This is a genomic window from Virgibacillus proomii, assembly GCF_900162615.1.
Classification (GTDB): Bacteria; Bacillota; Bacilli; order Bacillales; family Amphibacillaceae; genus Virgibacillus; species Virgibacillus proomii.
This window is the reverse complement of sequence record NZ_FUFN01000010.1, coordinates 1,414,883-1,440,465: the sequence shown is the minus strand read 5'-3', so window position 1 is coordinate 1,440,465 and position 25,583 is coordinate 1,414,883. Positions and strand designations below refer to the sequence as shown.

Here is a 25,583-nt window from a genome sequence, read left to right as displayed (position 1 = left end):
TTATGCGTTTTGCTCCACTGTTTCGTCTTCAATACCGAGTTCTTCTTTGATCCACTCATAACCTTCTGATTCCAATCGTTTTGCTAGTTCTGGTCCGCCAGATTTAACAATACGACCTTGCATCATAACATGTACATAATCCGGAGTAATGTAGTTTAATAAACGTTGGTAGTGGGTAATAATTAAGCAACCAAAGTTATCATCACGAAGCTTATTGATACCTTTAGATACAATTCTTAATGCATCAATATCTAAACCGGAATCAATTTCATCCAAAATTGCAATTTCCGGTTTTAGCAACATTAATTGCAGAATTTCATTACGTTTTTTCTCTCCACCCGAGAACCCTTCATTTAAGTATCTTTGTGCCATATTCTTATCGATTTCGAGATAATCTAATACACTGTCCATTTCCTTAATAAAATTCATTAACGAAATTTCATTTCCTTCTCCACGACGAGCATTAATAGAAGAACGAAGAAAATCGGAAGTTGTCACCCCACTAATTTCACTAGGATATTGCATGGCCAAGAATAAACCTGCTCGGGCACGTTCATCAACTTCCATTTCCAAGACATCTTTTCCGTCTAATAAAATGGACCCTTCTGTAACTTCATATTTAGGATGCCCCATAATCGCTGAAGCTAGTGTGGATTTTCCCGTCCCATTTGGCCCCATAACTGCATGGAACTCTCCACCTTTTATAGTAAGGTCGACACCTTTAAGTATCTCCTTGTCTTCAATTGAAACATGCAGATTCTTAATTTCTAAAGTTGATCCAGCCATATTTATACCTCCAACTACTGTTATTTTTATTATCACATTGAAAATGAATGTGATATTCATTCTCATTTTATTCTCATTACAATCTTAAAGCATTTCGAATTTATTATCAACTCTTTTAAATGTGAAACCAATTACGATTAATTCTAGTAAACTTAGCATATCATTAAACTTAAGTATACACCAAACACTATTTATCTTCTAAAGCAATGCTTTATTTTCTTATTTTCCGTGTCATATTCTCATTCGGCCCTATGTATCATGTATGTAAAATCAGCAAAAGTTCCCTTGCTTAGCATCAAGTAAGCGTTATAACTCTGACGCGGAGATGGACCACCCCACGGAAGTGGCGAAATAACCTTTAATAGAGGTTGTTCTCAAAAAGTCACTAAAAATAACACATCGAATTTCTTCGTACGTTAGAACGGATAAAATTTTAGCATTGAAGTTTCATTCAACGTAGTTAAAAATTTTTAAGTTCTAAGTATAAGTCAACTAGGCTATCGTCTGTGCTTCGCTTGCTGCTAGCCAAATTTTCTTTATTGACTTGTTTCTCTGGTATCCCCTTTTCCTGCGTGAGAATGTGTTTCGAGGAAGCTTCACTAGTGCTTATGTATCTGTACTGCATACACTCTAGCTACTCGACACTTCACCGCGTCGAACTTCTAGGTCCTTTTACCTTTTTTGATAATCACAAAGTCCCGAAGTGGAATATGGATAAATGCCATACAAAGATATCCACCTTGCAAAAACAGATATCGTTTTCCAGGTAAAGGAAAAGGCACTTATGCTTTCATCTCACATAAGCGCCGTTCTTTGCCATTTATCTATCGAAGCTTTTTCAATCTATAGCTAACTATCCATAAAGCTGATGATTATACTCAGCAGCGAAATGTTTACACTTCCGATGTTCTCTCTGACGTTTCCTTTCAACTGCCATACGCTTATCAAGCTTTCGTTCATATTCGGCATAGCCAATATGATGTGACTGCTGCATGGCTTTTTCCATTTCCAAAGTGTAATTCATTTTTATTCCACTATTAATAGGGAATCATCCTTTCTTGTTTCTTACATTCAATAGCCTAACACAGAACAAGTTCCCTGCACAAAGTGGATTTAAACGTATAATAGCACATATCATTGCTTATTTTCTGTTACATGAAATGAAATCCATTCGGTTCATAAAGATACGGTCACTCACGATTATATACGCTGACTTACTTTCAACTATTTTTTCCCGCCTACTGGTACAACCGCACCTTCGTATTTTTCTTCAATAAACTTCTGAATTTTTTCAGATTGTAATACTTCCACTAGCTTATTTAATGCTTGGTTATCCTTATCTTCTTTTTTTACTGCGAGTACATTCACGTATGGAGAATCCTCATCTTCAATAAACAAACCGTCTTTTGTCGGTTTTAGCCCGGCACCGATCGCATAGTTTGTATTGATTACGACTAATGCATTTTCTTCTGTTTCGTAAAATTCCGGAAGCATTGCTGCCTCATATTTAGGGGTAAATTTTAAGTTTTTTGGATTTTCTACAATATCATCAATTGTTGCTGCTGACTTTTCAACAGATTCATTCAGTTTAATTAGTCCTTGTTTTTCGAATAAAGTGAGTACACGACCGTGATCAGGTACAGAGTTACTCAAAATGACTTCTGTCCCATCAGGAATTTTATCTACACTCTTTATTCCCTTTGAATAAACACCAATTGGCTCGATATGGATTCCATCAATATAATCTAACTCATATCCTGTATCACTAATGGTCTGTTTTAGAAATGGTATATGTTGAAAATAATTCGCATCTAATTTTCCGCTTGCTAAATCATCATTTGGTAATACATAATCCTCATATTCTTGAATTTCTAATGTAATACCTTCTTTTTCTAATATCGGCTTTGCCTCTTCTAAAATCTCAGCATGCGGAACACTGGATGCTCCGACCTTTATCGTATTTTTATCAGATGCCTCCTTATCATTCCCACAAGCCGCTAACACAGTTCCTAAACCAATTACTAACAAAACGGAAATAATTATCTTTTTCATTCTTTTCGCTCCTTATTCTTCTGTGATTGTTATCTTTTATCTAATTTTCGAGTGATAAAATCGCCAATAAACTGAAATAGGAAGACAATGATGACAATAAGTATCGAACAGATCAATACGATATCAAAATCTCTTCGCTGAAAGCCAGAATAATAAGCATAGCTTCCAAGTCCACCTGCACCGATTGCACCTGCCATTGCTGTATAACCAATTAAAGCAATCGCGGTAACTGTAATTCCTGATACTAAAGCTGGCATGGATTCTGGCAAGAGCACTTTAAAAATAATGGTTCTGGTTTTTGCGCCCATCGCTTTTGCTGCTTCTACTACTCCTTTATCTACTTCTCGTAAAGCTATCTCAACCAACCTGCCATAGAATGGGGCAGCACCAATGATGAGTGCAGGTAAAGCAGCGTTTGGCCCCCGAGTGGTACCAACTAACAAGTTTGTAAATGGGAACAGCAATAGGATTAAGATAATAAACGGGATAGCTCGAAACACATTTACAAACGTGGCAGTAATAAAGTTAATCATTTTATTTTCCCACAGCCCGTCTTTACTCGTGAGAAATAATAATAATCCTAATAGTATCCCAAAGATGAACGTACCGAATAATGCGATAATCGTCATATAAAATGTTTCATAGGTTGCAACTGCAAAATCTTCTATTTTTATGGTTGGAAACAATTCAGTCAGCATCACGTACAACCTCCAATTCGACTGAGGTTTCATTTTGCACATAGATGATTGCCTCTGTTACCTCATCTGGATCGCCACTCATTTGAATAAATAGTGTTCCGTATGCACCAGCCTGAGTACGAGTAATCTTTCCTTGTAGAATACTAATCTCGATATCATATGTTTTAACCAGTTTGCTGATTAAGGCATCATTTGTCGTCTCGCCGACAAAATGCAATCTGATTATTTTTCCATGCTTATACGTATTGATTAGATAGTCTAAATCATAATCTTCTTCATCGTATCCCATGATTTGTTGAACGAATTTTTGGGTAACTGGACTTTTAGGTTGAGAAAACACATTTAACACATTTCCTTTTTCAACAATTTTCCCATTTTCCATCACAGCAACGTTTTTACAAATCTTCCGAATAACATGCATTTCATGAGTAATTAAAATAATCGTTAAACCTAATTGCTTGTTAATATCTACTAATAATTCCAATATTGAATTTGTCGTTTCAGGATCTAAAGCAGATGTTGCTTCGTCACAAAGCAGCACAGAAGGCTTGTTTGCTAATGCGCGTGCAATACCAACACGTTGCTTCTGTCCGCCGCTTAATTGCGCAGGATAAGCCTTTTCTTTTCCTGTTAGCCCGACTAAATCAATTAATGATTGAACTCGTTTTTTTCTTTCTTCCTTGCCAATACCAGCAATTTCTAGCGGAAATGCAATATTGTCTTCTACCGTACGTGACCAAAGCAAATTAAAATGTTGAAACACCATTCCTATATCCTGTCTAGCTACCCGTAATTTATTCTTACTGAGTGCTGTAATTTCTTGATCATTGATAAAAATTCGCCCACTTGTTGGTTCTTCGAGACGGTTTAAGAGACGGACAAAGGTACTCTTTCCAGCACCACTATAACCGATAACACCAAAGATATCTCCTTGATCAATCGAAAGGGTTAAATCATCAACAGCTGTTGTTTTTGTCTTGTTTGCAGTAAAAATCTTACTCAAACCCTCAATCGATATCACGCCTACTCCTCCTTCTTTTCGCATCGTACTTATTATGCTCTATGTGGCTTAGAAAAACTTGGCTTGTCGCCAAGTCTTTAGCGAAAGCTATAGTTTTTCTTATACTATAAAGTGAAACTCATTCAGTAGGAGTTTGCTTCCCTCTCCTACTGAATATTAGTACCGCAAGGGTATGACCTAAAGGCCCTTAAACGAATCGGGCATTTAGGTGCCGTTTTCTCCCACTTAGGCCCTTTGCATCAACTCAAGATTTTGTCTTACGGCAACTTACATGCGGGATAAACCTAAAAAACTTTATACTTTCCTATAGTGAAATAAAAACGCCTTTCTGTAAGAGAACAGAAAGACGTATGTTTGTCATTTATGTCCCCTCATCTATCAAAGCTAAAGCTTTGCAGGAATTAGCACCTTTCAAACAAAGAAGTTTGAAGGTTGCCGCGGGTTCACTGGGCCAGTCCCTCCACCGCTCAAGATAAGAGTTAAACAATATTTAATTTGAATAAACCATATAATAGCATGCTCTCGTTAACTCTGTCAACGTATTTCTTATTTTTTATGAGTGAATATTTCCGGTCTATACATTATTAAATAGTGATAAATATTTGCTATATTTTTAAATGCATAGATTTTCTCCATTATTTCTCCATCTTTTTTAATGAGTAAGCATGGAACGCTTTGAATTTGGTAATTCTGCATAAAATCGGGGTAAAAAGATGCATTCATTTCGATGAAAATCTCCTGCTGTTGCATTGCTTCAATTTTTTTAAGCATGCCTCTAGCAACATGACATGTCCCGCAAAATGGAGTGAATATATAAAGCAAATAATTATCTTTTTGTAATTGTTCTTTCGTTACCTGTTGCAAACGATCACCTTTTTAATAAGAGTTAAATCAAGAAAATCGGATTAACAGCAATGCTTTTGCTTACCAGTACTTGAGCTAAAATATTCTCAGGGGTTGTTGCTACTTCTCGGTATTCACTGCTAATATGCAGATGCTTTGCATGTGGCAATTCTCTAGCTAACTGTTTGCGCAGCTTTATTCCAGAAGGATCTTCATCAACGAAAATATATACATCCTTTTCATCTAGCTGGTAATCCTCTAACAATTGATCAAACCGTTCTATACCAAGTGTTCCATTTGTACAAACAATCGTTAAATCCTCTGTTATAACTTTATTTACTTGCTTTTTATCTGTTAACCCTTCGACAATTAAAATTTTTTCTGATTCATCTGGTATCATCACATAGCACTCCTTGGGAAATCAAGCGATATGCTTTCACTTCTTGCATTAGAAGGTGAGTAATCATTTATGAAACCAAACGGTCCATTTGCCTAATTAGCGCATATTCCCTTTATTTTCTCTACCAAATTGTACATTCGCTTTTTATTATATGGTGAAACACAGCTATTTAGTGATTGATTGCCTTTGGTAAAATTTCTATATTAAAAAGCTGATTGCAATCCTTTGCACATCAGCTATTATTCTTTGTTTTATTATTCACTTATCATTTCTTCGTATGCTTCAGCAGTTAATAAGTCATCCAGTTCACTTGTCGGCTCTACGACTACCATCCATGCTTTTTCATACGGAGACTCATTAACAAGTTCCGGGCTGTCTTCTAGCTCTTCATTTACTTCGACAACCTTTCCACTAATTGGCGCATACAGTTCGGAAACCGTTTTCACAGATTCAACACTGCCAAATGGCTCATTTATTTCCAATTCATCACCAGGCTCAGGAAGCTCTACAAATACGATATCACCAAGTTCATCTTGAGCAAAATCTGTAATTCCAATTCTTACTTTTCCATCTTCTTTTTTTACCCATTCATGTTCTTTTGAATATAATAGTTCCTTTGGTACGCTCACGTTTATCCCTCCAAAAGTTTACTCCACTTTCACTATACAAGGTTAATCAATTTTTATCCAGTATTTCTTTTTTCATTCAGCCAGCCAATTTTCTTCAAACATGTCTTCCTTAAATCCCACGGTTACCTTCGAACCATCCGTTACAATTGGTCGTTTAATTAACATGCCATCCGAGGCTAATATTTCTGCCATTTCTTCGTCTGTTGCGTCTTTAATCTTATCTTTTATATTCAGTTCTCGATACTTTTTACCACTCGTATTGAAAAATTTTTTTGCGGGTAACCCGCTTTTATCGATGAGTGTAAGGAGTTCATTTTTACTTGGCGGACTTTCCACAATATGTATTGGCTCATAGCTTATTTCTTTATCATCGAGCCACTTTTTTGCTTTTTTACATGTTCCACAATTTGGGTACCAATAAAAGGTTAACGTCATTGTTAAAACCTCCCTTTCATCATTAACTACAAAAGGATGCTCAAAAAGTCAGATTAGAAAAACTTGGCTTGTCGTCAAGTCTTTATGGCGAAAGCTACCGTTTTTCTTATAACCATAAGGTTTTATACTTTCCTATAGTGTAAAAAAGGGAACGGCTTTCCCTTGTCTCTGTTTCTATACTATGCATATATCAAATGCCATTTTACTTGTTGAAACAGTGTCGACTAAAATGTTTCGGTTATTTTTATCTTCTTTTTGAACATATACTATTATTATAGCAAAATCATGAACGAAAATACGAATGAAATGACAAATAATGAAATCTTGGTACTTCTTGCATTTAATTTTAAAAAGCGTATACAGCGAAACTTAGCTTTTAGAACTAATCCCTCGCTTATACATAAAGCTTAAAATCGATATTCGACACCAATTCATTTCAAATTTTTACACATGTAAAAAAGCTGCTGTCTTCTAAAAGGCAGCAGCTTTTCTTTCTGTTTTACAGTACATATTTTTCTTCTTCAATAATTACAGCAGCAATCTCGCGCTTTTTCGCTATAACGTTTACAGGTGTGTGTCTTGTTAGTTTGCGTAAAGAAGAAAGCAACATTCGTAATGTATCTCCTTCTTCTACAGCGATTAATGTTTCTTTTGCATCCGCTTCAATTCGGTTAAATGCTTCTTGAACATAAACTTGTGTGTAAAGGAGCTTCTGCTTATTCTTTTCTTTCCCTGTTTTTTGTATTGCCTTTTCGGTACGAAGGATGGCAGACTCCATATTGTAAACTTCAGCAACCATATCAGCCAAGTTTACTAGAATCTCTTGCTCCTTTTCGATCTGCTGCATATACTTTTGCGCCGCTAACCCAGCGACCATTAATACAATTTTCTTCGCATTTTTTAATAAATACTTTTCTTGTTCCAATGTTTCCGTACCTACTTCTTCTGGCATAAGCATCATTAATTCTTCTTGCAGGCTTTGAGCTTTTTGTAAAAGTGGCAGCTCACCTTTTAATGCTTTTTTCAATAGTGTGCCAGGAACTAGCAAACGGTTTATTTCGTTCGTTCCCTCAAAGATACGGTTAATTCGTGAATCGCGGTACATACGCTCAACTTCATACTCTTGCATAAATCCATAGCCGCCATGTAATTGTACAGCTTCATCTGCTACATAATCAAGCAACTCCGTACACATATATTTGTTCATGGAACATTCAATTTGGTACTCAGCAATTGCTCTAGCAACCTCTCTCCCATCATTTAGTTGTTCCTCTGTAAGTGCACCCATCCGCTGCTCAAATAAACCAACCGTACGATAAACAGCACTCTCATTAGCATACGTTTCACTAGCCATCGTAGCCAGCTTTTCCTGTGTTAATGAAAAGCTGGAAATCGGCTGATTAAATTGTTTACGTTCATTCACATATTTGGTTGCTAATTCCAAACCTATTTTAGCCCCGCCGACACCACCAATTGCCAGCTTATAACGACCCACATTTAAAATATTAAATGCAATGATGTGTCCGCGTCCTTTTTCACCCAGTAAATTTTCAACCGGAACCTCAGCATCTTCTAAAATTAAAGTACGTGTAGAAGAACTTTTTATTCCCATCTTCTTTTCTTCAGGTCCAGTTGAAACGCCCGGAAATTCTCTTTCAACAATAAATGCTGAAAAATGTTCCCCATCAATTTTAGCGTAGACAATAAATACATCTGCAAATGCAGAGTTCGTAATCCACTGCTTTTCCCCATTTAGAATATAATGTGTTCCAGCATCATTTAACTTTGCTGTTGCTTTTGCTCCTAAAGCATCTGACCCTGAACCAGGCTCTGTTAATGCATATGCAGCTAGCAATTCACCCGTCGCAAGCTTTGGCAAATACTTCTTTTTTTGCTTATCACTTCCGAAGAATACGATTGGTAATGTACCAATACCAACATGTGCACCATGCGTGACAGAAAAACCGCCCGCACGTGCAAATTTTTCGGTGATCAAAGAAGAACTGATTTTATCAAGTGCCAAGCCCCCGTATTCTTCAGGTATGTCCGCACCCAATAATCCGAGTTCTCCTGCTTTTTTCAATAACTCCACCGAATATTCAAACTCATGATTTTCTAAGTTATCGACTTTTGGCAACACTTCACCTGCAACAAATTCTGCCGTTGTCTTGGCAATCATTTTATGCTCATCATTAAAATCCTCTGGTGTAATAACATCATTTGCCGTTAAATCTTCAACTAAAAAACCGCCGCCTTTAAATACTTTTTCCTTTGTTTCACTCATTTTCTCTACCCCTTTTCTAGCTTATTTATAGATTTTAGATCAGTTCAAATACCCCTGCTGCTCCCATGCCGCCACCTATACACATCGTAACAACCCCAAATTGAACTTGTTTGCGCTTCATCTCATGCATTAAGGTAAGCGTCAGTTTCGTGCCTGTCATGCCTAATGGATGACCAAGTGCAATCGCTCCGCCATTTACATTCACTTTATCAATATCTAAGTCCAGCTCTTGAATAACACGTACAGCTTGCGAAGCAAACGCTTCATTTAATTCAAACAGACCGATATCCGATAACTCAAGTCCAGCAATTTGTAGCGCCTTAGGAACAGCGGCAATTGGTCCTACCCCCATAATCTCTGGTTCTACTCCTGCTACAGCAAACGATCTAAATTTAACTATTGGTGTTAACCCCTCTGCTTCAGCTTTATCATGATCCATCACTAATACCGAAGCTGCTCCATCACTCATTTGCGAAGAATTTCCAGCGGTTACTGTTCCTTTCACATGAAACGCCGGTCTCAGCTTTCTCAGCACTTCCATCGAGGTGTCCGGACGAACTCCTTCATCCATGGAAAATGTAATCGTTTTTTCTTGTGGCTTGTTTTTATCATTAAGGAAGCGATGCGTTATTTCTACAGGTACAATTTCGTCGTTAAATTTCCCTTCTTCAATCGCTTTTGCAGCTCGTTCATGACTCCTTACAGCGAACGCATCTTGAGCTTCTCTAGAAATTTGAAAGCGATTGGCAACTTCCTCTGCAGTATGTCCCATCCCCATATAATATCCCGGAGCATCTTGAACTAACGTTGAGTTTGGTTTTATAACATGTCCGCCCATTGGGATGAGGCTCATTGATTCTGTACCGCCAGCAATGATCGTATCACTTGCCCCAATCATAATTTGCTCAGCAGCGTAAGCAATGCTTTGTAAACCTGAAGAACAATAACGGTTAATCGTTATACCCGGAACATCATGCTTTAAACCGGCTAACCCCGCAATATTTCTTGCCATATTCATGCCTTGCTCTGCTTCTGGCATGGCACATCCAATAATGACATCATCAATATTCCCATCATACCCGCCTGCACGTTTTAATGTATCCTTTATCGTTAATGCTGCTAAATCATCCGGACGAGAAGTAGCAAGCGACCCTTTCTTTGCTTTCCCTACAGGGGTTCTTGCTCCTGCAACAATTACTGCTTCCTTCACCATGTTTCCCCCTTTTCCTTTAATTACGTAGTGGTTTTCCTTTTAATAACATGTGTTGCATCCGCTGTTGTGTTTTTGGCTCCCCGATTAGACTCAGAAACGCTTCTCTTTCTAAATCAAGCATTGCCTGTTCATCAATTTCCGTCCCCTCTTTGATTCTGCCACCTGATAATACATATGCCAGCTTTTCAGCAATTTTCAGATCATGTTCGGATGCATATCCACTTAGATATAGATTTTTTGCTCCCAGCACCATTGCCGCATATCCAGCATCACCAACTACTGGAATCTTTTCGGGTTTTGGAGGACGGTACCCTGAATTCACAAGCGCTAACACATTTTCTTTTGCATCATGCAATAAATGGTCAGCATTAACACTGATGCGATCCCCTTGATCTAAGAAACCGTATTCACGTGCTTCTGCGGCAGAAGTTGATACTTTAGCAGTAGCCACTTTTTCAAAAACATCATTAGCGACTTTTGATAAGTCAAATTTAATTCCCTTTGGCAATTGTCTAAGCTGTTTTAAATACAATTCCTTCGTTCCACCACCACCAGGAATTAAGCCAACTCCAAATTCTACTAGTCCCATATACGTCTCTGCTGAAGCCTGGATAGATGCAGCCGGTAACGTTACTTCTGCCCCCCCGCCAACTGTAATATTAAATGGTGCTACAACTACCGGTTTGTTTGCATATTTAATTTCCATTGTCATATTTTGAAAATGACGAATGACCATATCTAATTCAAAAAAGTTATCATCTTGAGCTTCCATCAGCATCATCGCTAAGTTCGCTCCAACACAAAAGTTCTTTCCTTGGTTACCAATAACCAGTCCTTCAAAGTTTTTATCTACTTCTTCAATCGCAAAATTTACCATTTGGATGATATCTAACCCAATAGCATTGCTCTTGGAATGAAACTCCAAACAAGCAACACCATCTCCTAAATCTATTAAACTAGCGCCAGTATTCTTTTTAATGACCCCTTGAACATCTTTTAATAGACGCAAATTAATTTCTTTTTTATTCACCACATTTTGTTTATACGTTCCTTTATCATAGTAGTACACATTGCCATTATCTTTTTTATAAAATGATTCATTACCATCAGCTAGAAGCTGTAAGACCCAATCAGGAATTTTCTCTCCCTCTGCCTGCATTCTTTCTACAGATGCTCGCAGTCCAATTGCATCCCATGTTTCAAATGGTCCATGCTCCCAACCGAAGCCCCATTTCATTGCATTATCAATCGCTAATATATCATCTGCAATTTCTCCCGTTAATTCAGCGGAGTAGATAAGCACCGGCTTTAATATTGACCAAACAAGGTCACCAGCTAGATCCCCTTTTTGTGATAGAAGCGTTTTCAATTTACGATGTGAGTCTTTTTGCTGCTTCGCCATTTCTATAGCGGCGGTTTTTAATTTATTTCGGTCTTCATATTCCAACGTTTCTGGGTTTAACTCATAGATCGTACTCCCTGCTTTATCTTTTTTCTTCAGGTAAAAACCTTGGCCACTTTTAGCACCCAACCAGCCTTTTTCCTTCATTTTCAACATAAAGCTTGGAACAGAAAATAACTTCTTTTCGCTTCCTTCTACTTGTTCAAAAACATTATGAGCCACATTAATAAATGTATCGAGACCTACTACATCTAATGTACGAAAAGTTGCACTCTTTGGTCTGCCTATCAATGGACCAGTTACAGAATCTACTTCCCCTACACTATACTTTCCTTTAAGCATCTCTTGAACGGTTACAAGCAAACCATATGTTCCAATGCGGTTAGCAATAAAGTTTGGTGTATCTTTTGCAATGACAACGCCTTTTCCTAAGACATCCTCGCCAAAGCGTTTCATAAACTCGAGTACCTGAGGTTCCGTATCTTTTGTCGGTATAATTTCAAGTAGTTTCATATAGCGTGGCGGGTTAAAAAAATGTGTACCGAGAAAATTTTTACGAAAATCCTCGGAACACTCAATCGACATTGCTTCAATAGAAACACCAGATGTATTTGAACTTACAATAGTTCCTTGTTTTCGATATTTATCTATATTTGCTAGTACGTTTTTCTTTATCTCTAAATTTTCAACGACCACTTCGATAATCCAATCTACGTCAGCAAGCCTTTCCATATCATCTTCCATATTACCGATTTCAATTAAATCAAGGCTTTCTTTTGTTGTAATTGGTGAAGGCTTTTGCTTTAATAATGCTTTTTTACTTTGTGCAGCAATTCGATTACGTACAATTGGATCTTTTAACGTTAGCCCCTTTTGTTCTTCTTCCTTTGTTAATTGTTTTGGTACAATATCAAGCATTAAAGTTGGAATACCAATATTAGCCAAGTGAGCAGCAATTCCAGAGCCCATGATTCCAGAGCCTAAAACAGCAGCACGCCTGATTGATTGCTTCATCATTTATCCTCCCATCCGCAATTTGAATGAATACTCATTCATTTTGTTTCAAAAATAAAAAGATAGTCTCCTATCACTTAATTATTACTATAATGTATTTACTGACATTTCGCAACAATAAATCATAAGTTTTTAATAAAGGGATTAGCAAAAATTTTTAAGCTTCTATACGGAAAACATAACAAGTGGCTAGTTTTCTTACCCTATCTTCTCATCCTAAGAGAGAACTTCAGCAAGCTTTTTCTATTAGTGAGGAATGAAATGATATTTACTTCTATAGTTCAAGCGCTCAAACTTAGTAAATTACGATTTTCTTCCGATAATAAGTCACCATCGGCTCTAAGCCTACTAAAAGCGTCGACATCCCCCTGTTTTTTGAGGCATGTTTTCTTATCCCACATGTCAGCATCCGTATTTTGCCATTTGAAAAATATTTTACGAACTTTATGAAAAAACGGCTCCTACATTCCCATTCGTTCGTGGCGACAGAACAAGTAAGACTTCCTGAATAAGCATCGCACGCAGAAAAAGTGCTTTCCTTTTTCAAGGACAAGGAAAGCTACGAAGTAATATACCGCGGTTTTTCAAGGAGAAAAGCACTCCTTGAATGAAATTTCACTTCCGTTAGAAGTTCGCAGTTTGTACACTATTCATGTGTACTTTTCATTCCTTTATCACATGTGAATTACTATCTAAAATAGATTTCTTCCACTTCCTTTTTGCCTTTTTATCCCTTTACATGATTCATATTCATTTACTAGCTCTAAACATAGATGAATCAGTTGGTATACATGGGATTAGAATTTTAACATTAGTCTCTTCACAAAAAACAAATCGGAATCATTACTATTTACATTTCAGAATGATTACGATATTATAATAACAGATTTTAGTCTGTGGGAGGACACGTTGTGAAAAAGTTGTTCATATTGATAATTTTGTTTGGCATACTAAATTTTATTTTAATGGGTTGCACGAAAAGTACTTCACAGCCAAAGAATAATTCTGATTTAACTATATATACTTCCATCTATCCCTTACAATTTGCAGTTGAACAAATTGGCGGGGAAACTGTAAAAGTAAATTCTATCTATCCCCCAGGTGTGGATGCACATACGTATGAACCTGCTTCAAAAGACGTTACCGATATCGCGAAAAGCGATGCATTTATTTATATGGGAGCAGGCTTAGAAGGCTTTGCTGAAAGTATTGCAGATGCCTTAGCCAGAGAAGATGTAACCCTTGTTGAAATTGGAAAACACGAATCATTATTTGCTGCTGCTAATACGCATAAGAATAGACCGTCTCATGACAAGAGTAGTCTTTCTCACGATGATGAGCATAGCCTGCCTCATGAAAAGATTAATCATTCTCACGATGATGAACACGATCATTCTCATGATGGTCATGATCACGGAGGTCATGACCCACATATTTGGTTGGATCCGTTACGAATGATGGAGATGTCGGAAATTATTAAAAATCAATTAGTCAAATTAAATCCGGAGCAACAAGCATTGTATAACCAAAACTTTAAACAACTCAAAAAACAATTAATAAAGTTAGATCGTGATTTTCAACAAGTGTTACATGCTAAAGAAAACAAGCATATTCTTGTTTCTCACGCTGCATATGGGTATTGGGAAGAACGTTATGGATTAGAGCAAATCGCTATTAGCGGCATATCTTCCAGCAATGAGCCTTCCCAAAAAGATTTAGTCCATATTATTGAACAAGCAAAACAATACAAGCTCGATTATTTGATTTTTGAACAAAACAGTTCTAATCGCATTGCCGAGATCATTCAAAAACATATGGACGCAACAGCAGTAACGATTCATAACTTATCCACACGAACAGAAAAAGACATTCGTAATAATGAAGATTATCTTTCATTAATGAAACAAAATTTGCTTATTCTTGATAAAGTAACAAAATGACTGTGTAAAAATTAAATTAAAGGAGTTCTACGATGAGGGAAAAGATCGTATCAATCAAAAATGTTAGCTTCACCTATGAAAACAAAAAAGTATTGGAGAATATTTACTTTACCATCCCTAAGGGTTCATTTGTGGGGCTAATCGGTCCAAACGGCGGAGGTAAAACAACTCTCATTAAACTAATTCTTGGTTTAGAAAAGCCTGATACGGGATCTATTGAGCTTTTTGGTGAATCAGTGAACAAATTTTCTGCTTGGAATAAAATCGGCTATGTTTCACAAAAAGCGAATACATTTAATAAGGGGTTCCCTGCTACCGTATTCGAAGTTGTCTCTATGGGATTAACTGCAAAAATTGGCTATTTAAAATTTTTCACACGTAAGCATAAAGAAAAAATATATCAAGCGCTTAAACAAGTAGATATGGAAGCTTATACACATGAAAATATTGGTAATTTATCAGGGGGACAGCAACAGCGTATTTTTATAGCCAGATCTCTCGTTAGTGAGCCTGAATTATTAATCTTAGATGAACCGACTGTAGGAGTGGATCGTAAAAACGTTCAACGATTTTATGATCTGCTTGATCGATTAAACCAAAAGCAGGGAATTACGATGTTAATGGTTACGCATGATACCGGAACAATAACTGAACAGGCTACACATATCGCATGCCTTAATAAAACATTACATTTTCATGGTAAGCGGGCTGAATATAAATCGTTACCTGAAAAAGACCTGTCTCAACTATACGGACATCAAGTAAATATTGTTAAACACGATCATTAATTTGGAGGAAACGGTATGCTAGCAGACTTTTTAGAATATGATTTTTTACGTAATACATTTTTTACAGGGATTTTAATTGGGATTATTGCTCCGTTGTTAGGAACATTTATTGTTGTTAGACGGCTATCATTATTAGCTGATGCACTATCACATGTTACATTAGCCGGGATAGCTTTTGGACTATTAATGGAGAAGAAATTTGCCATTATGCTTAGCCCTTTATATAGCGGTATGGCCTTTTCTGTGATTGGCTCCATATTAATTGAAAAGCTAAGAGGCGTTTATAAAGCCTATCAAGAGATAGCAATTCCCATTATCCTTTCTGGAGGAGTTGGACTTAGCGTTATTTTTATTTCCATCGCAAATGGATTTAATACTGATTTATTTAATTATTTATTCGGGTCTGTATCCGCAGTGAGTAGAAATGATTTTTACTCGATTGCAGTAATTTCTTTCTTTATCGTTGTGATCATTCTATTATTTTATAAAGAATTATTTGCGCTTTCCTTTGATGAGGAATATGCAACGATATCTGGACTGCATTCTAAAGCGATTCATCTTTTGTTTATCGTGTTAACAGCACTTGTTATCGCTGCTTCCATTCGAATTGTGGGCGTGTTACTTGTATCTGCACTAATGACATTACCCGTTGCTGCTAGTATGCGATTAGCAAAAGGTTTTAAACAAATGGTTATGTTGTCTATTGTATTTGGTGAAATTGCTGTTATTATAGGATTAGTCACCGGGTATTATTTAAGAATACCATCAGGCGGCACCATTGTTATGACATCGATACTTATTTTGTTATTCGTTATGTTTATAAAGCGAAGAAGGAGTAAAATAGGAAGTAGTACAGCTTGACTTTACAGAGGAAGAAGTAGTTAAACTCCGACATGTAAGGTGTCGTAATTCTTTCGTTTTAATGGTTTTGCAATTAAAAAATCAAAGTGCTAAGAAAACGGCATCTAAATATCCGATTGATTTGAATCGACAGGACATACTTCGGTACCGATTCATCGCGTTTTTTCATGGACGCCTGCGATCTTAACGAACTTGGTCTATTTCTTCTCTTTTTGAATATGCGCTTTAACTAAAAAGTGAGGGAAGCTTAATGAACAAAAATGAAGCGATCGAACTTTTACAGAAAAAAGGATATAAAATAACAAGCAAACGAAAAGATATCCTCTCCTTTTTTGAGCAAGTGGACGGATACCGTACTGCTAAAGATCTTTGTACCCATTTGGAAAAAAAATATCCCGGGATCAGTTTTGATACGATATATCGAAACCTCCACTTATTTCATCAATTAGAAATTTTGGAAACAACTGAATTAAATGGGGAAAAGCATTTCCGTATGAATTGTTCTCAAGATCACCATCATCACTTTATATGTAGGGATTGTGGGAAAACAAAGAAAATTGAAATTTGTCCGATCGATGAAGTCAAAGAAGTATTAGCTGATTACTCCATTGAAGGACATAAATTTGAAATTTATGGAAGGTGCCCCAGATGCAAAGCAACTCTAACCTCAAATTAACCGCAATAATTGGACTAGGTGGAGCGGTCGGTGCAATGGGAAGGTATGGCATATCTGTTTTATTAACAGAAGAAGGCTTTCCCATTGCGACGTTATGTACAAATTTATTTGGGTGTTTTTTGCTTAGTTTTTTAGTACATCAAAATCATATAAAGAAACTTCTCCCTCCTTCTATATTTACCGCTTTAACGGTGGGGTTAATTGGATCTTTTACTACTTTTTCTACTTTTAGTGTAGAAACCATAGCGCTATGGAATTCAACCAAAATATTAGCAGTACTCTATATTATGATTAGTGTAGTTGGAGGGCTTCTATTTTGCTTAGCGGGATATAAAGTGGGAATAGGTAATAGAGAGAAGGCAAAAAGTTGAGTTTTTTATTAGTAGCTGTTGGTGGATTTTTTGGAAGTATTCTGCGTTATGAGTTATCTTTATTAGCACAAAAAAGATTAATTGGAACATGGGGAGCGAATATTACCGGCTCCATCCTTCTAGCATTTTTAGTTCATTTACAACTTAATGGCATGCTTTCTCAAAATTGGTGGTTGCTGTTAGGAGTAGGTTTTTGCGGTGCTTATACCACTTTTTCCACATTTGGCAATGAAACATTACAGCTATTGTTACATCAAAAGCTAAAGCAAGCTGTATTTTATATCACTATCTCTCTTTTCCTTTCTTTATTACCAGTATTTTTTATCTTATCACTCCATCGTTAATTGAGAGCTACGCTTGACATACGTGATTGCCTAACCATCACTTATACGTAAAGATGTTACCATTTCAAATCAGAGTACTTAAAGTATAAAAAGAGTCTGCACAGACTCTTTTTTAACCAAATATCTCTTTTAAAATGTTAGATTTTTGATGATCGAGCATGTTTTTATTAATTACTTCATCTGGTGATTTATTCATCTGATCTTGAAATGCTTGTGCCTGACCTGGTTCTCCAACGATAAATACTTTTTCCCATTGTTTATCTGCGGCTAACTTATCCATTTTAGGAGCAATTTTTTTATACCAGCGTTGTTTATTTGCTTCAAAACGAGCGTATAAGTCATCTTTTTGAAGTGTTGGATTACCAGGTTCTATCGTTGTTTTTTCACGCCAATCATCAATTTCCAAGTCAAATTCATACATTTTTACCGCTTCAACCTCATTTAAATAAGCTTCCATTAATTTCACTTTATTTTGTTGAACAAGAATGATTCCTGATTTTGGGTATTGTTCCTTCAATTTTTTCAATTGATCCAATACTGGTGTTTCTTGCCAAAAAAAGACTGTTTTCAAGCGCATTTGTACCCTTACAGCGAACCAAACTTCTTCATCTGCTGTTGTAATAAGAATAATACCACGGCGAAATTGTTGTTCATTCATCCGAATATATTTTTCTACTTGCTGTTTTACTTGTTGGAAACAATTTAATTCTTCTTTATTATCTGCTTCTTTTAAATACTGTTCAAAGTTGCGCATGCCGTTTTTAAATTGTATCTTCCATTCTCCCCCTTGTTGTTCAGGATCAGAGGGGTCCGTGTTTAAATACATTGTAAAAACTTTATTTGGACTTTCTCTATGAACTGCTGCTAGTCGCTTCAGTTCTTTATTCAAATCCATGATCTGCACTCCCTTATAATGTTACGACTTAGTAGTGTATATCCGTTAAAAAGACTTATTAAACATCCTAAGAGATCGACTTTAAACCAACTGCTGCACACAATATCATACTTATGAATAATAATCGCCGCCAATCTTTTGATTCCTGAAAAAACAGCATTCCAGCTAGTGCACTCCCTACCGTACCCATTCCAGTCCAGACCGCATAAGCAGTACTCATAGGAATCGTCTCCATTGCAATACCTAACAATGTGAAGCTTAAGCCAAATCCGCCAAATAACCATATAAACGATGTTTTATCTGCTTTTTGATTAACTTTATTAATTCCCATAACACCGATTACTTCACTAAAACCTGCTAATAATAGAACAACCCAGTTCATGAGGATACCTCTCCTTTATCTTTTTCTGGGGTGACCATTTTAAGTCCAAACACGCCAGTAATTAATAACAAAATAAGTGCCATTTTTATTAAGCGAACGGCTTCACCAAATAAAACAATTTCTGCAATTACAGTTCCTGATGTTCCTATTCCTGTAAAAACTGCATAACTTGTTCCTACAGGTAATCTTCGTGAAGCAATTACAAGTAAATGCATACTAATATAAATTGCGAATATAGTTAGTCCCCATTCTATCCAGGTTGTGGAATGTTTTAATCCAATAACCCAGCCTATTTCAAAAAGACCTGCAAGAAAAACAATATTCCAGTCTCTATTCATCAATATTCACCTCAAGTTTCTGTTTTAATAGGCTAAATTTTAGCGTAAACTAGTGTATAGTAGAATAACGAGAACCTGACTATCACTATTGGAATGCACTTCTTTGAGAGCAATAAAATTGTTTCCCCGGCGAAATTACTTTCATGCTTTAATACTTTCTAACATAAAAAAGCCCGGAGAGATATCCAAAATCCGATATCCTCCCGGGCTTTTATCCCTCCGTATACACATAAATGTGCATTTTCTCTTGGTCCAAACCAAAACATATTTTTGCGGAACCTAGAAAAATAAATAATTTACGTTTTTATTTCTTTTCATTATAGCAACTTTAAACAGTTACGTCAAAGGATCACCTTGTTTTTTACTTTATTTCAACATAAATAACTAGCAGCTATGGTGGTTTAATAAGTATACGCTTTTATTAACCTTCTTATTTAAGCTGGTAATCATTCCTTCAAGAATAAAGTTTTCAAGCAACATATAGTGCTGCTTTTTTCTTTTAATCACCATCTTCCCTTTGTTTAGCTTTCTTATAGTCCTGATTAATCATTTTGGTGAAGGAAACTACCATAATTAGTAATATAACAGTAAATGGCAATGCTGAAATTAATGAAGCGGTTTGCAGTGCTTCTAACCCACCTGCTAAAAGAAGTACAACAGCAATTGCTGTGATTAGAAGACCCCAAACTATTTTCGTAATTAATGCCGGATTTAAACTACCTCTTGATGTCATTGAACCTAAAATATACGTCGCAGAATCTGCAGAAGTGACTATAAAAGTAAATATTAGAAATATAGAAAGTATAGAAAGAATGGTGGTCATTGGCAGATGCTGATATGTTTCAAATAGTGCTACGGCAATATCCGCATGAACAGCCTCTGCTATTGATGTGCCATTCATTAAATCATTGAATATTGCTGTTCCCCCAAAAGCGGCAATCCAGACACAAGCAATAGCCGGGGACACTACTAACACACCGATGACATATTGTCTAATGCTCCGTCCCCTTGATACCCGAGCTACAAATGCACCAACGAATGGAGACCAAGCGGTAGACCATGCCCAATAGAATATGGTCCATTCCCTTACCCATGTGTCCCCCGTATACGGAGTAAGCCGCAGACTATATTGAATAAAATTAGAAAAATAATCCCCTAATCCTAAGACAAAGGTATTTAAGATAAATACAGTTGGTCCTGCTAAAAAGACAAAAACAAGCAACAATAAGCATAATCCAAGATTAATATTACTTAACCATTTAATTCCTCTATCCAACCCAGTACTCGAAGAAATTAAATACGTCATTAACATGACTCCAGCAATAATCATTTGCACCCAAATAGATGAAGGTACATCAAAGACTGATTTTAGCCCACCGTTCATTTGCAATATACCTAAACCTAATGATGTTGCAACTCCCATTACTGTTGCGACAACCGCCAATGAATCAACTGTACCAGCAATTACTTTATTTCTTCCAATAATTGGCTGGATAGATGTTGAAATTAATCCTCTCCGCTTTTTCTTAAACTGTAGATACGCTATTACTAAACCCACAACAGCAAATACAGACCACTGACTAATTCCCCAGTGAAAAAAAGCATACCCCATTGCTATTCTTGCAGATTCTTCCGTCATCGCTTCTAATTCAGGAAAAGGGGTTTTTAAAAAATGACTCATTGGTTCCGCTACTCCCCAAAAAACTAATCCAGCGCCAAAACCAGCTGAAAACAGCATGCTGATCCAAGTAAAAAAGGAGTATTCTGGCTTCGAATCAGCTGCTCCTAATTTTATTTTTCCGTATTTACTCAAGGAAAGCACGATTAAAAATATGATAAAGATAAATATGGATAATAAATAAAACCATCCAAAATTGATTGTTGTAAAGTTAAATAATTTTTCTGCTACCTTGCCAAATTTAACTGGCATGATTGCTCCTATAACTACGAGCAGTAACACAAAACAAGCTGAAACATAAAATACAGGGTTATTAAACGAATTGTTAGGCTTCATAACATATCCTTTCTTAAATGTAAATAATAAGGAAGAAGTAGAGAGAAGTTTTTTAAATTGTACCTTTTGCTTGAATTATTAAACATAGATTACTACAAATAAACTAACGTACATGTGCCATAAAAAAAGATGATACATGGTGACGTGGCATCTTTTATATTTAATTGATGTATCGCTTTTGGTTGAACGATACCAAAAATAAGTAACCATACTTACCGATTTTCAAAACTACCTTCAAAAACAAATTCCTCGATTTTTTTCCTAGTAGATGGTACTTCCCGCTGCTGTAAACTTTCTGGAAGAGCTTGCTTATCCCCTTGATATCCAATGGCAACAATAGCATGAATAGCATAATTATCTGGAATCTCTAATACTTGCTTTGCTTTTACTCGATCAAATCCTCCCATCGCATGTGTTGAAATTCCCTTTCGCGCTGCCTCTAATGCTAAAAATCCCCAAGCAGCTCCCGTATCAAAAGCATGAGTCGGGTTCTTACTGCCCGGACGCTTCCTATCCGTTTTAGAAATGATAGCTACCAATACAGGTGCATGCTTACACCAAATTACATTAGACTCATCAATAAATGATAAAAATTTCTTTTTATCCGCATCTTGCTTAGCTATAATAAAACGCCATGGCTGCATATTTGCTGCAGACGGTGCCCATTTAGCTGCTTCAAATAAACTATTCAAATCATCTTTGGTAATATCCTTTGATAAAAACGCTCTTGGAGACCACCTTCGTATATATATTGGATCAATTGGATAATTCGGTTTTCGATAATCTTGAATCTTCACTTTATCTCCCCTTTATCAAATTACACATGTACTGTTACCATTATAACGAAAAAAACGGAATATTTACCATTAATAAAAATATTTTAGCTAATAGATTAGAGATTCCATCGTATTATTTAACTTAATATACCGTTACTACAAAGTTAATATAGCAAATTTATAAAACTAAAAATATGACAGCAACAGTCCCAGCTGGTTGTACATATGCATAAGAGTTAAAATTCTACAATGTTACATGGACATATACTTTTGAACTCGGATATTGACCAAGATTAAAACCATCCCTCTAAAACTCCATTTCTTATGTAGTTATTGTATAACTATCGAATCCTTTCATATTCTATAAATCAGGATTATTCGGATTTTTGATCGATAATACTACTAGATTATAAAATTTTGAATACGAGTATGAAATGCGCTTAAAATAATAAAGTGCGGTGTACTTCATGTCTTTGTGTGTGTATACTTTATCCGTTCTATCTTTATACCCCATAATGCGTTTATAGATAGCCTATTTGCTCCTGCATTGCCCATAAGGGTAGCAAAGGGTATGCCTACAGTCATGAGGTCTGTTCTAGTGTTAGCTGCTCTATAATTTTTTCGATCTTTTATAATAGTAGCATAGTAATCATTTTGTCGTTTTTGTGGTTAGTAACAAAAGATCGTTGTTAGAATCCATGTGAGCTTTATCTTTCAGGTTCAAAGATCATTAATTATTGGCTACACGTTATGGAAATCTACATAGGTATTCACTGGAAGTCTCGAGAGTTAATTACCATTGCACCTGATACACATGTATAAAGGCATCTGTAAAGTTAGGTCTATGTTCTAAAGAAGTATTAAAAGGTACGAATCGTGACCGAAAGACTGTTGCGGAAGCATGATCAAAAGTATTGGATGGTAGTCAAATAGACCCTATAGATCTCCGTACTTCATTATGGTTATGAGCTGAGCTGGATTCCCAACACCGTTGCTTGACCATCTCTAAAGCAAAAACAACGAGGTAACTATTTTTCCTAGTTACCTCGTTTTCAATTCATCTACTTATTCTTCTGCTTCAGGTATGCTATCTCCACCTTTATATTTAGGTTTTTTCAGATGGAACATAATTTTTATCGTAAATACAACCAAGATGATCACACCTATGAGAAAGATTGTATCTGGTACGGCACGCCATAATAATAGATCTTGAATAATATCTTGCTGTAGAAACTCACTTGTTCGTGACGCCCAATACCCATTATCGAAGGCTTCCTTCAATTGGATAAATCCAATTGGTGTTAAGGAAACAAATACCATTCCAAATAATCCGATATTTAGTAGCCAGAATGACCATTTCAACCATGTATCATTCCATTTCTCAGGCTTAACCACATTTCGCAGTGAGTAGATAAGTACAGCTATTGCAAACATTCCATAAACACCCATCATTGCTGCATGACCATGTGCAGGTGTTAACTGCTGACCATGTTCAAAGTAGTTGACGGCTGGAAGGTTAATTAAGAATCCTGTTACACCAGCACCAACAACATTCCAGATAGAAGTTGCGATTAAGAACCAGAATGTAAGTTTATATGGAAAATCTACCCCGCCGGCACGCATCATTTTGTATTGATCGTAAGCCTCTAGCACTAACAATGTTAATGGAATAATTTCTAAGGCACTAAATACAGCACCAACTGCTATCCATGCCTCTGGTGAACCATTGTAATAGTAATGGTGACCAACCCCTAATACACCTGTTCCAAGTAATAAAATAATTTGGAAATAGAACATTCGAACAACCGATGACTTCGTTACAAGTTTCATGCTTACTAGCATATACCCAATGATGACAACAGCAAATACCTCAAAAATTCCCTCTACCCATAAATGAACTACCCACCAACGCCAGTAGTCTGACATCGTGAAGCTTTGTCCAGGTGTAACGAAAAATGCAAATATATAGAAAGCTGGGACTGCGATCGATGCATAGAATAATAAGTGGATTAATCCACCTTTATCTCGCTCTTTTTTAAGTCCATGATGGATTCCACGATATACGATATAGAGCCATATCGCCAATCCGCTTACAAGGGCAATTTGCCACACACGTCCTAACTCTAAATACTCCCAGCCTTGGTGACCGAGTAGGAACCATAAGTTACCGAGGAACCCTTTGACGCCTAACCACTCACCAACCATGGAGCCACCAACAACGACAACTAATGCCCAGAATAAAATATCAACCAGGAATCCTTGACGTTTTGGTTCGATACCACCAACATTTGGTGCAAAGTAGATCCCCATACCTAGCCATGCTGTTGCAATCCAGAAAATGGCTAGCTGTAGATGATAGCCTTTTGCAACCTCAAATGGTAATAGATCATAGATCCATTTAATACCAAAGAAGGCGTCTGGTTCAGTATAATAATGAGCTAATAAAGCGCCAAACATCACTTGAACAAAGAACATTATAGTAACGAGTAAGAAGAATTTGGCAGATTTAACTTGTGATGTGGTTACTGCTTTATTTCTTAAATTATAGACCGGGTAATTATTCTTCGTAAATGCTGGTGTCATGCCAAAATGATATTTATAGAAAACAAATAGAACAATTGCCACAAATAGTGCAAGGATGGTTATACTTACACCACTCCACAGTATAGCAGAATAAGACATCGTATTTCCTGCATCTTCATAAAATGGCCAGTTATTTGTGTAAGATATATCATCTCCGATTCGATTTGTACTAGATAACCATGCTGTCCAAAAGAAGAAGTCAGATATTTGTTCAATTTGATCTCCCTCCGCTACATAGTTACGATCTTTCTCTGGAAGATGCGACTCTTGAATTAATCCTGCTTCTAATCCCCAACCATCTCCATTTACAAATATATCACGGTAATATGCTTCTACTTTTTCAATTCCATATACTTGAGCATCCGTAACGTAAAGGATACTTTCATCTTCATTAAATCGATTTTTTCGTATTTCAGAAATTACTTTATCCTTTATCACGGCTGCATTCTCATCACTTAGTTTATTATATGCTTTACCGTAGTCTAGATCTGCGTAATAATCCTGCATGCCCTCCGTATATATTTTCAATGCTTCAGCAGTATAGTCGGGTCCCATATAGGAACCATTTCCAAGTAAGGTACCATAATCCATTAGTCCATACTTTTGGAAAACAGCCTGACCGCCTTTAATTGAATCCTTTGTCATAATGACTTCCCCATCTGGTGTAACTACTTCTAATGGGGTTGGTGCTTGGTTTTTAAAGATCCAGACCCCCCCAACAATAAGGGCAGTAAAACTGAGCACTAGTGTAATGATTGTGATAGATTTTAATAGTCCATTAACCGTTGTAGGCTGTTTATCCTTCGAATTAAATATATTTTTCTTATTTTTATCCATT

Annotated in this window: 24 protein-coding genes and 2 riboswitches; of the genes, 6 read left to right on the top strand and 18 right to left on the bottom strand. The window is 36.4% G+C overall.

Annotated features, from left to right (window positions below):
* The 12 genes from sufC to BN1066_RS14190 all read right to left on the bottom strand — a co-directional run bounded on the left by sufC (position 1) and on the right by BN1066_RS14190 (position 12,777).
* The gene (gene sufC / locus BN1066_RS14240; RefSeq protein WP_077320125.1) at positions 1–786 is read right to left on the bottom strand and encodes a Fe-S cluster assembly ATPase SufC; all 786 of its coding nucleotides are present in this window, start codon (positions 784–786) and stop codon (positions 1–3) included.
* 853 nt (positions 787–1,639) lie between these two features.
* The gene (locus BN1066_RS20330) at positions 1,640–1,810 is read right to left on the bottom strand and encodes a YuzK family famiily protein (protein ID WP_179104332.1); all 171 of its coding nucleotides are present in this window, start codon (positions 1,808–1,810) and stop codon (positions 1,640–1,642) included.
* A 200-nt stretch (positions 1,811–2,010) separates the two neighbouring features.
* The gene (locus BN1066_RS14235; protein WP_077320124.1) at positions 2,011–2,838 is read right to left on the bottom strand and encodes a MetQ/NlpA family ABC transporter substrate-binding protein; all 828 of its coding nucleotides are present in this window, start codon (positions 2,836–2,838) and stop codon (positions 2,011–2,013) included.
* A gap of 29 nt (positions 2,839–2,867) precedes the next feature.
* Positions 2,868–3,536 (bottom strand): methionine ABC transporter permease, encoded by a 669-nt coding sequence (locus BN1066_RS14230; protein ID WP_077320123.1) that lies wholly within the window; start codon positions 3,534–3,536, stop codon positions 2,868–2,870.
* Positions 3,526–4,557, bottom strand: coding sequence for a methionine ABC transporter ATP-binding protein (locus BN1066_RS14225; protein ID WP_077320122.1), 1,032 nt, complete (start codon positions 4,555–4,557; stop codon positions 3,526–3,528). The genes BN1066_RS14230 and BN1066_RS14225 overlap by 11 nt, the downstream gene beginning before the upstream one ends.
* Positions 4,558–4,925: 368 nt before the next feature.
* Positions 4,926–5,036: riboswitch (SAM riboswitch) on the bottom strand.
* 67 nt (positions 5,037–5,103) lie between these two features.
* Positions 5,104–5,421: a thioredoxin family protein gene (locus tag BN1066_RS14220; RefSeq protein WP_077320121.1), complete on the bottom strand. Its 318-nt coding sequence runs from the start codon at positions 5,419–5,421 to the stop codon at positions 5,104–5,106.
* Positions 5,422–5,443: 22 nt separating this feature from the next.
* Positions 5,444–5,800 carry a toprim domain-containing protein gene (locus BN1066_RS14215; protein WP_077320120.1) on the bottom strand — a complete coding sequence of 119 codons (357 nt, stop codon included), beginning with the start codon at positions 5,798–5,800 and terminating at the stop codon, positions 5,444–5,446.
* A 254-nt stretch (positions 5,801–6,054) separates the two neighbouring features.
* Entirely contained in the window at positions 6,055–6,429 is a 375-nt protein-coding gene (gene gcvH, locus BN1066_RS14210; protein WP_077320119.1) for a glycine cleavage system protein GcvH, read from the bottom strand.
* Positions 6,430–6,501: 72 nt separating this feature from the next.
* Positions 6,502–6,864 (bottom strand): arsenate reductase family protein, encoded by a 363-nt coding sequence (locus BN1066_RS14205; protein WP_077320118.1) that lies wholly within the window; start codon positions 6,862–6,864, stop codon positions 6,502–6,504.
* A 499-nt stretch (positions 6,865–7,363) separates the two neighbouring features.
* Positions 7,364–9,148, bottom strand: coding sequence for an acyl-CoA dehydrogenase family protein (locus BN1066_RS14200; RefSeq protein WP_077320117.1), 1,785 nt, complete (start codon positions 9,146–9,148; stop codon positions 7,364–7,366).
* A 34-nt stretch (positions 9,149–9,182) separates the two neighbouring features.
* Positions 9,183–10,358, bottom strand: a complete 1,176-nt coding sequence (locus BN1066_RS14195) for an acetyl-CoA C-acetyltransferase (protein ID WP_077320116.1) — start codon at positions 10,356–10,358, stop codon at positions 9,183–9,185.
* A 19-nt stretch (positions 10,359–10,377) separates the two neighbouring features.
* Positions 10,378–12,777 (bottom strand): 3-hydroxyacyl-CoA dehydrogenase/enoyl-CoA hydratase family protein, encoded by a 2,400-nt coding sequence (locus tag BN1066_RS14190; RefSeq protein ID WP_077320115.1) that lies wholly within the window; start codon positions 12,775–12,777, stop codon positions 10,378–10,380.
* Between the two features lie 911 nt (positions 12,778–13,688).
* Here BN1066_RS14190 and BN1066_RS14185 point away from each other — a divergent pair.
* From BN1066_RS14185 to crcB (BN1066_RS14160), 6 genes are all read left to right on the top strand, one after another.
* Positions 13,689–14,717: a metal ABC transporter solute-binding protein, Zn/Mn family gene (locus tag BN1066_RS14185; protein ID WP_281250277.1), complete on the top strand. Its 1,029-nt coding sequence runs from the start codon at positions 13,689–13,691 to the stop codon at positions 14,715–14,717.
* A 32-nt stretch (positions 14,718–14,749) separates the two neighbouring features.
* Positions 14,750–15,505, top strand: coding sequence for a metal ABC transporter ATP-binding protein (locus BN1066_RS14180; protein ID WP_077320114.1), 756 nt, complete (start codon positions 14,750–14,752; stop codon positions 15,503–15,505).
* 15 nt (positions 15,506–15,520) lie between these two features.
* Entirely contained in the window at positions 15,521–16,366 is an 846-nt protein-coding gene (locus tag BN1066_RS14175; RefSeq protein WP_077320113.1) for a metal ABC transporter permease, read from the top strand.
* A gap of 250 nt (positions 16,367–16,616) precedes the next feature.
* Complete coding sequence (locus BN1066_RS14170) at positions 16,617–17,042, top strand: Fur family transcriptional regulator (protein ID WP_077320112.1); 426 nt, start codon at positions 16,617–16,619, stop codon at positions 17,040–17,042.
* A complete protein-coding gene (gene crcB / locus BN1066_RS14165; protein ID WP_077320111.1) occupies positions 17,015–17,413 on the top strand; it encodes a fluoride efflux transporter CrcB in 399 nt (132 codons plus the stop codon). Before BN1066_RS14170 ends, crcB (BN1066_RS14165) begins: the two co-directional genes overlap by 28 nt.
* Positions 17,410–17,757, top strand: a complete 348-nt coding sequence (crcB, locus tag BN1066_RS14160) for a fluoride efflux transporter CrcB (protein ID WP_077320110.1) — start codon at positions 17,410–17,412, stop codon at positions 17,755–17,757. The genes crcB (BN1066_RS14165) and crcB (BN1066_RS14160) overlap by 4 nt, the downstream gene beginning before the upstream one ends.
* 112 nt (positions 17,758–17,869) lie before the next feature.
* On the opposite strand, the gene BN1066_RS14155 is transcribed toward crcB (BN1066_RS14160), so the two are convergent.
* The 6 genes from BN1066_RS14155 to BN1066_RS14130 form a co-directional block, all read right to left on the bottom strand.
* Positions 17,870–18,652 carry a VLRF1 family aeRF1-type release factor gene (locus BN1066_RS14155; protein WP_077320109.1) on the bottom strand — a complete coding sequence of 261 codons (783 nt, stop codon included), beginning with the start codon at positions 18,650–18,652 and terminating at the stop codon, positions 17,870–17,872.
* A gap of 67 nt (positions 18,653–18,719) precedes the next feature.
* The gene (locus BN1066_RS14150) at positions 18,720–19,034 is read right to left on the bottom strand and encodes a DMT family transporter (protein ID WP_077320108.1); all 315 of its coding nucleotides are present in this window, start codon (positions 19,032–19,034) and stop codon (positions 18,720–18,722) included.
* Complete coding sequence (locus BN1066_RS14145; protein ID WP_077320107.1) at positions 19,031–19,372, bottom strand: DMT family transporter; 342 nt, start codon at positions 19,370–19,372, stop codon at positions 19,031–19,033. The genes BN1066_RS14150 and BN1066_RS14145 overlap by 4 nt, the downstream gene beginning before the upstream one ends.
* Before the next feature lie 198 nt (positions 19,373–19,570).
* Positions 19,571–19,666, bottom strand: a riboswitch (guanidine-I (ykkC/yxkD leader).
* A gap of 205 nt (positions 19,667–19,871) precedes the next feature.
* Complete coding sequence (locus BN1066_RS14140) at positions 19,872–21,386, bottom strand: BCCT family transporter (protein ID WP_077320106.1); 1,515 nt, start codon at positions 21,384–21,386, stop codon at positions 19,872–19,874.
* A 212-nt stretch (positions 21,387–21,598) separates the two neighbouring features.
* Positions 21,599–22,183: a nitroreductase family protein gene (locus BN1066_RS14135; protein WP_077320105.1), complete on the bottom strand. Its 585-nt coding sequence runs from the start codon at positions 22,181–22,183 to the stop codon at positions 21,599–21,601.
* 1,044 nt (positions 22,184–23,227) lie between these two features.
* Entirely contained in the window at positions 23,228–25,582 is a 2,355-nt protein-coding gene (locus BN1066_RS14130; protein ID WP_077320104.1) for a nitric-oxide reductase large subunit, read from the bottom strand.
* Between the last annotated feature and the right edge of the window lies 1 nt (position 25,583).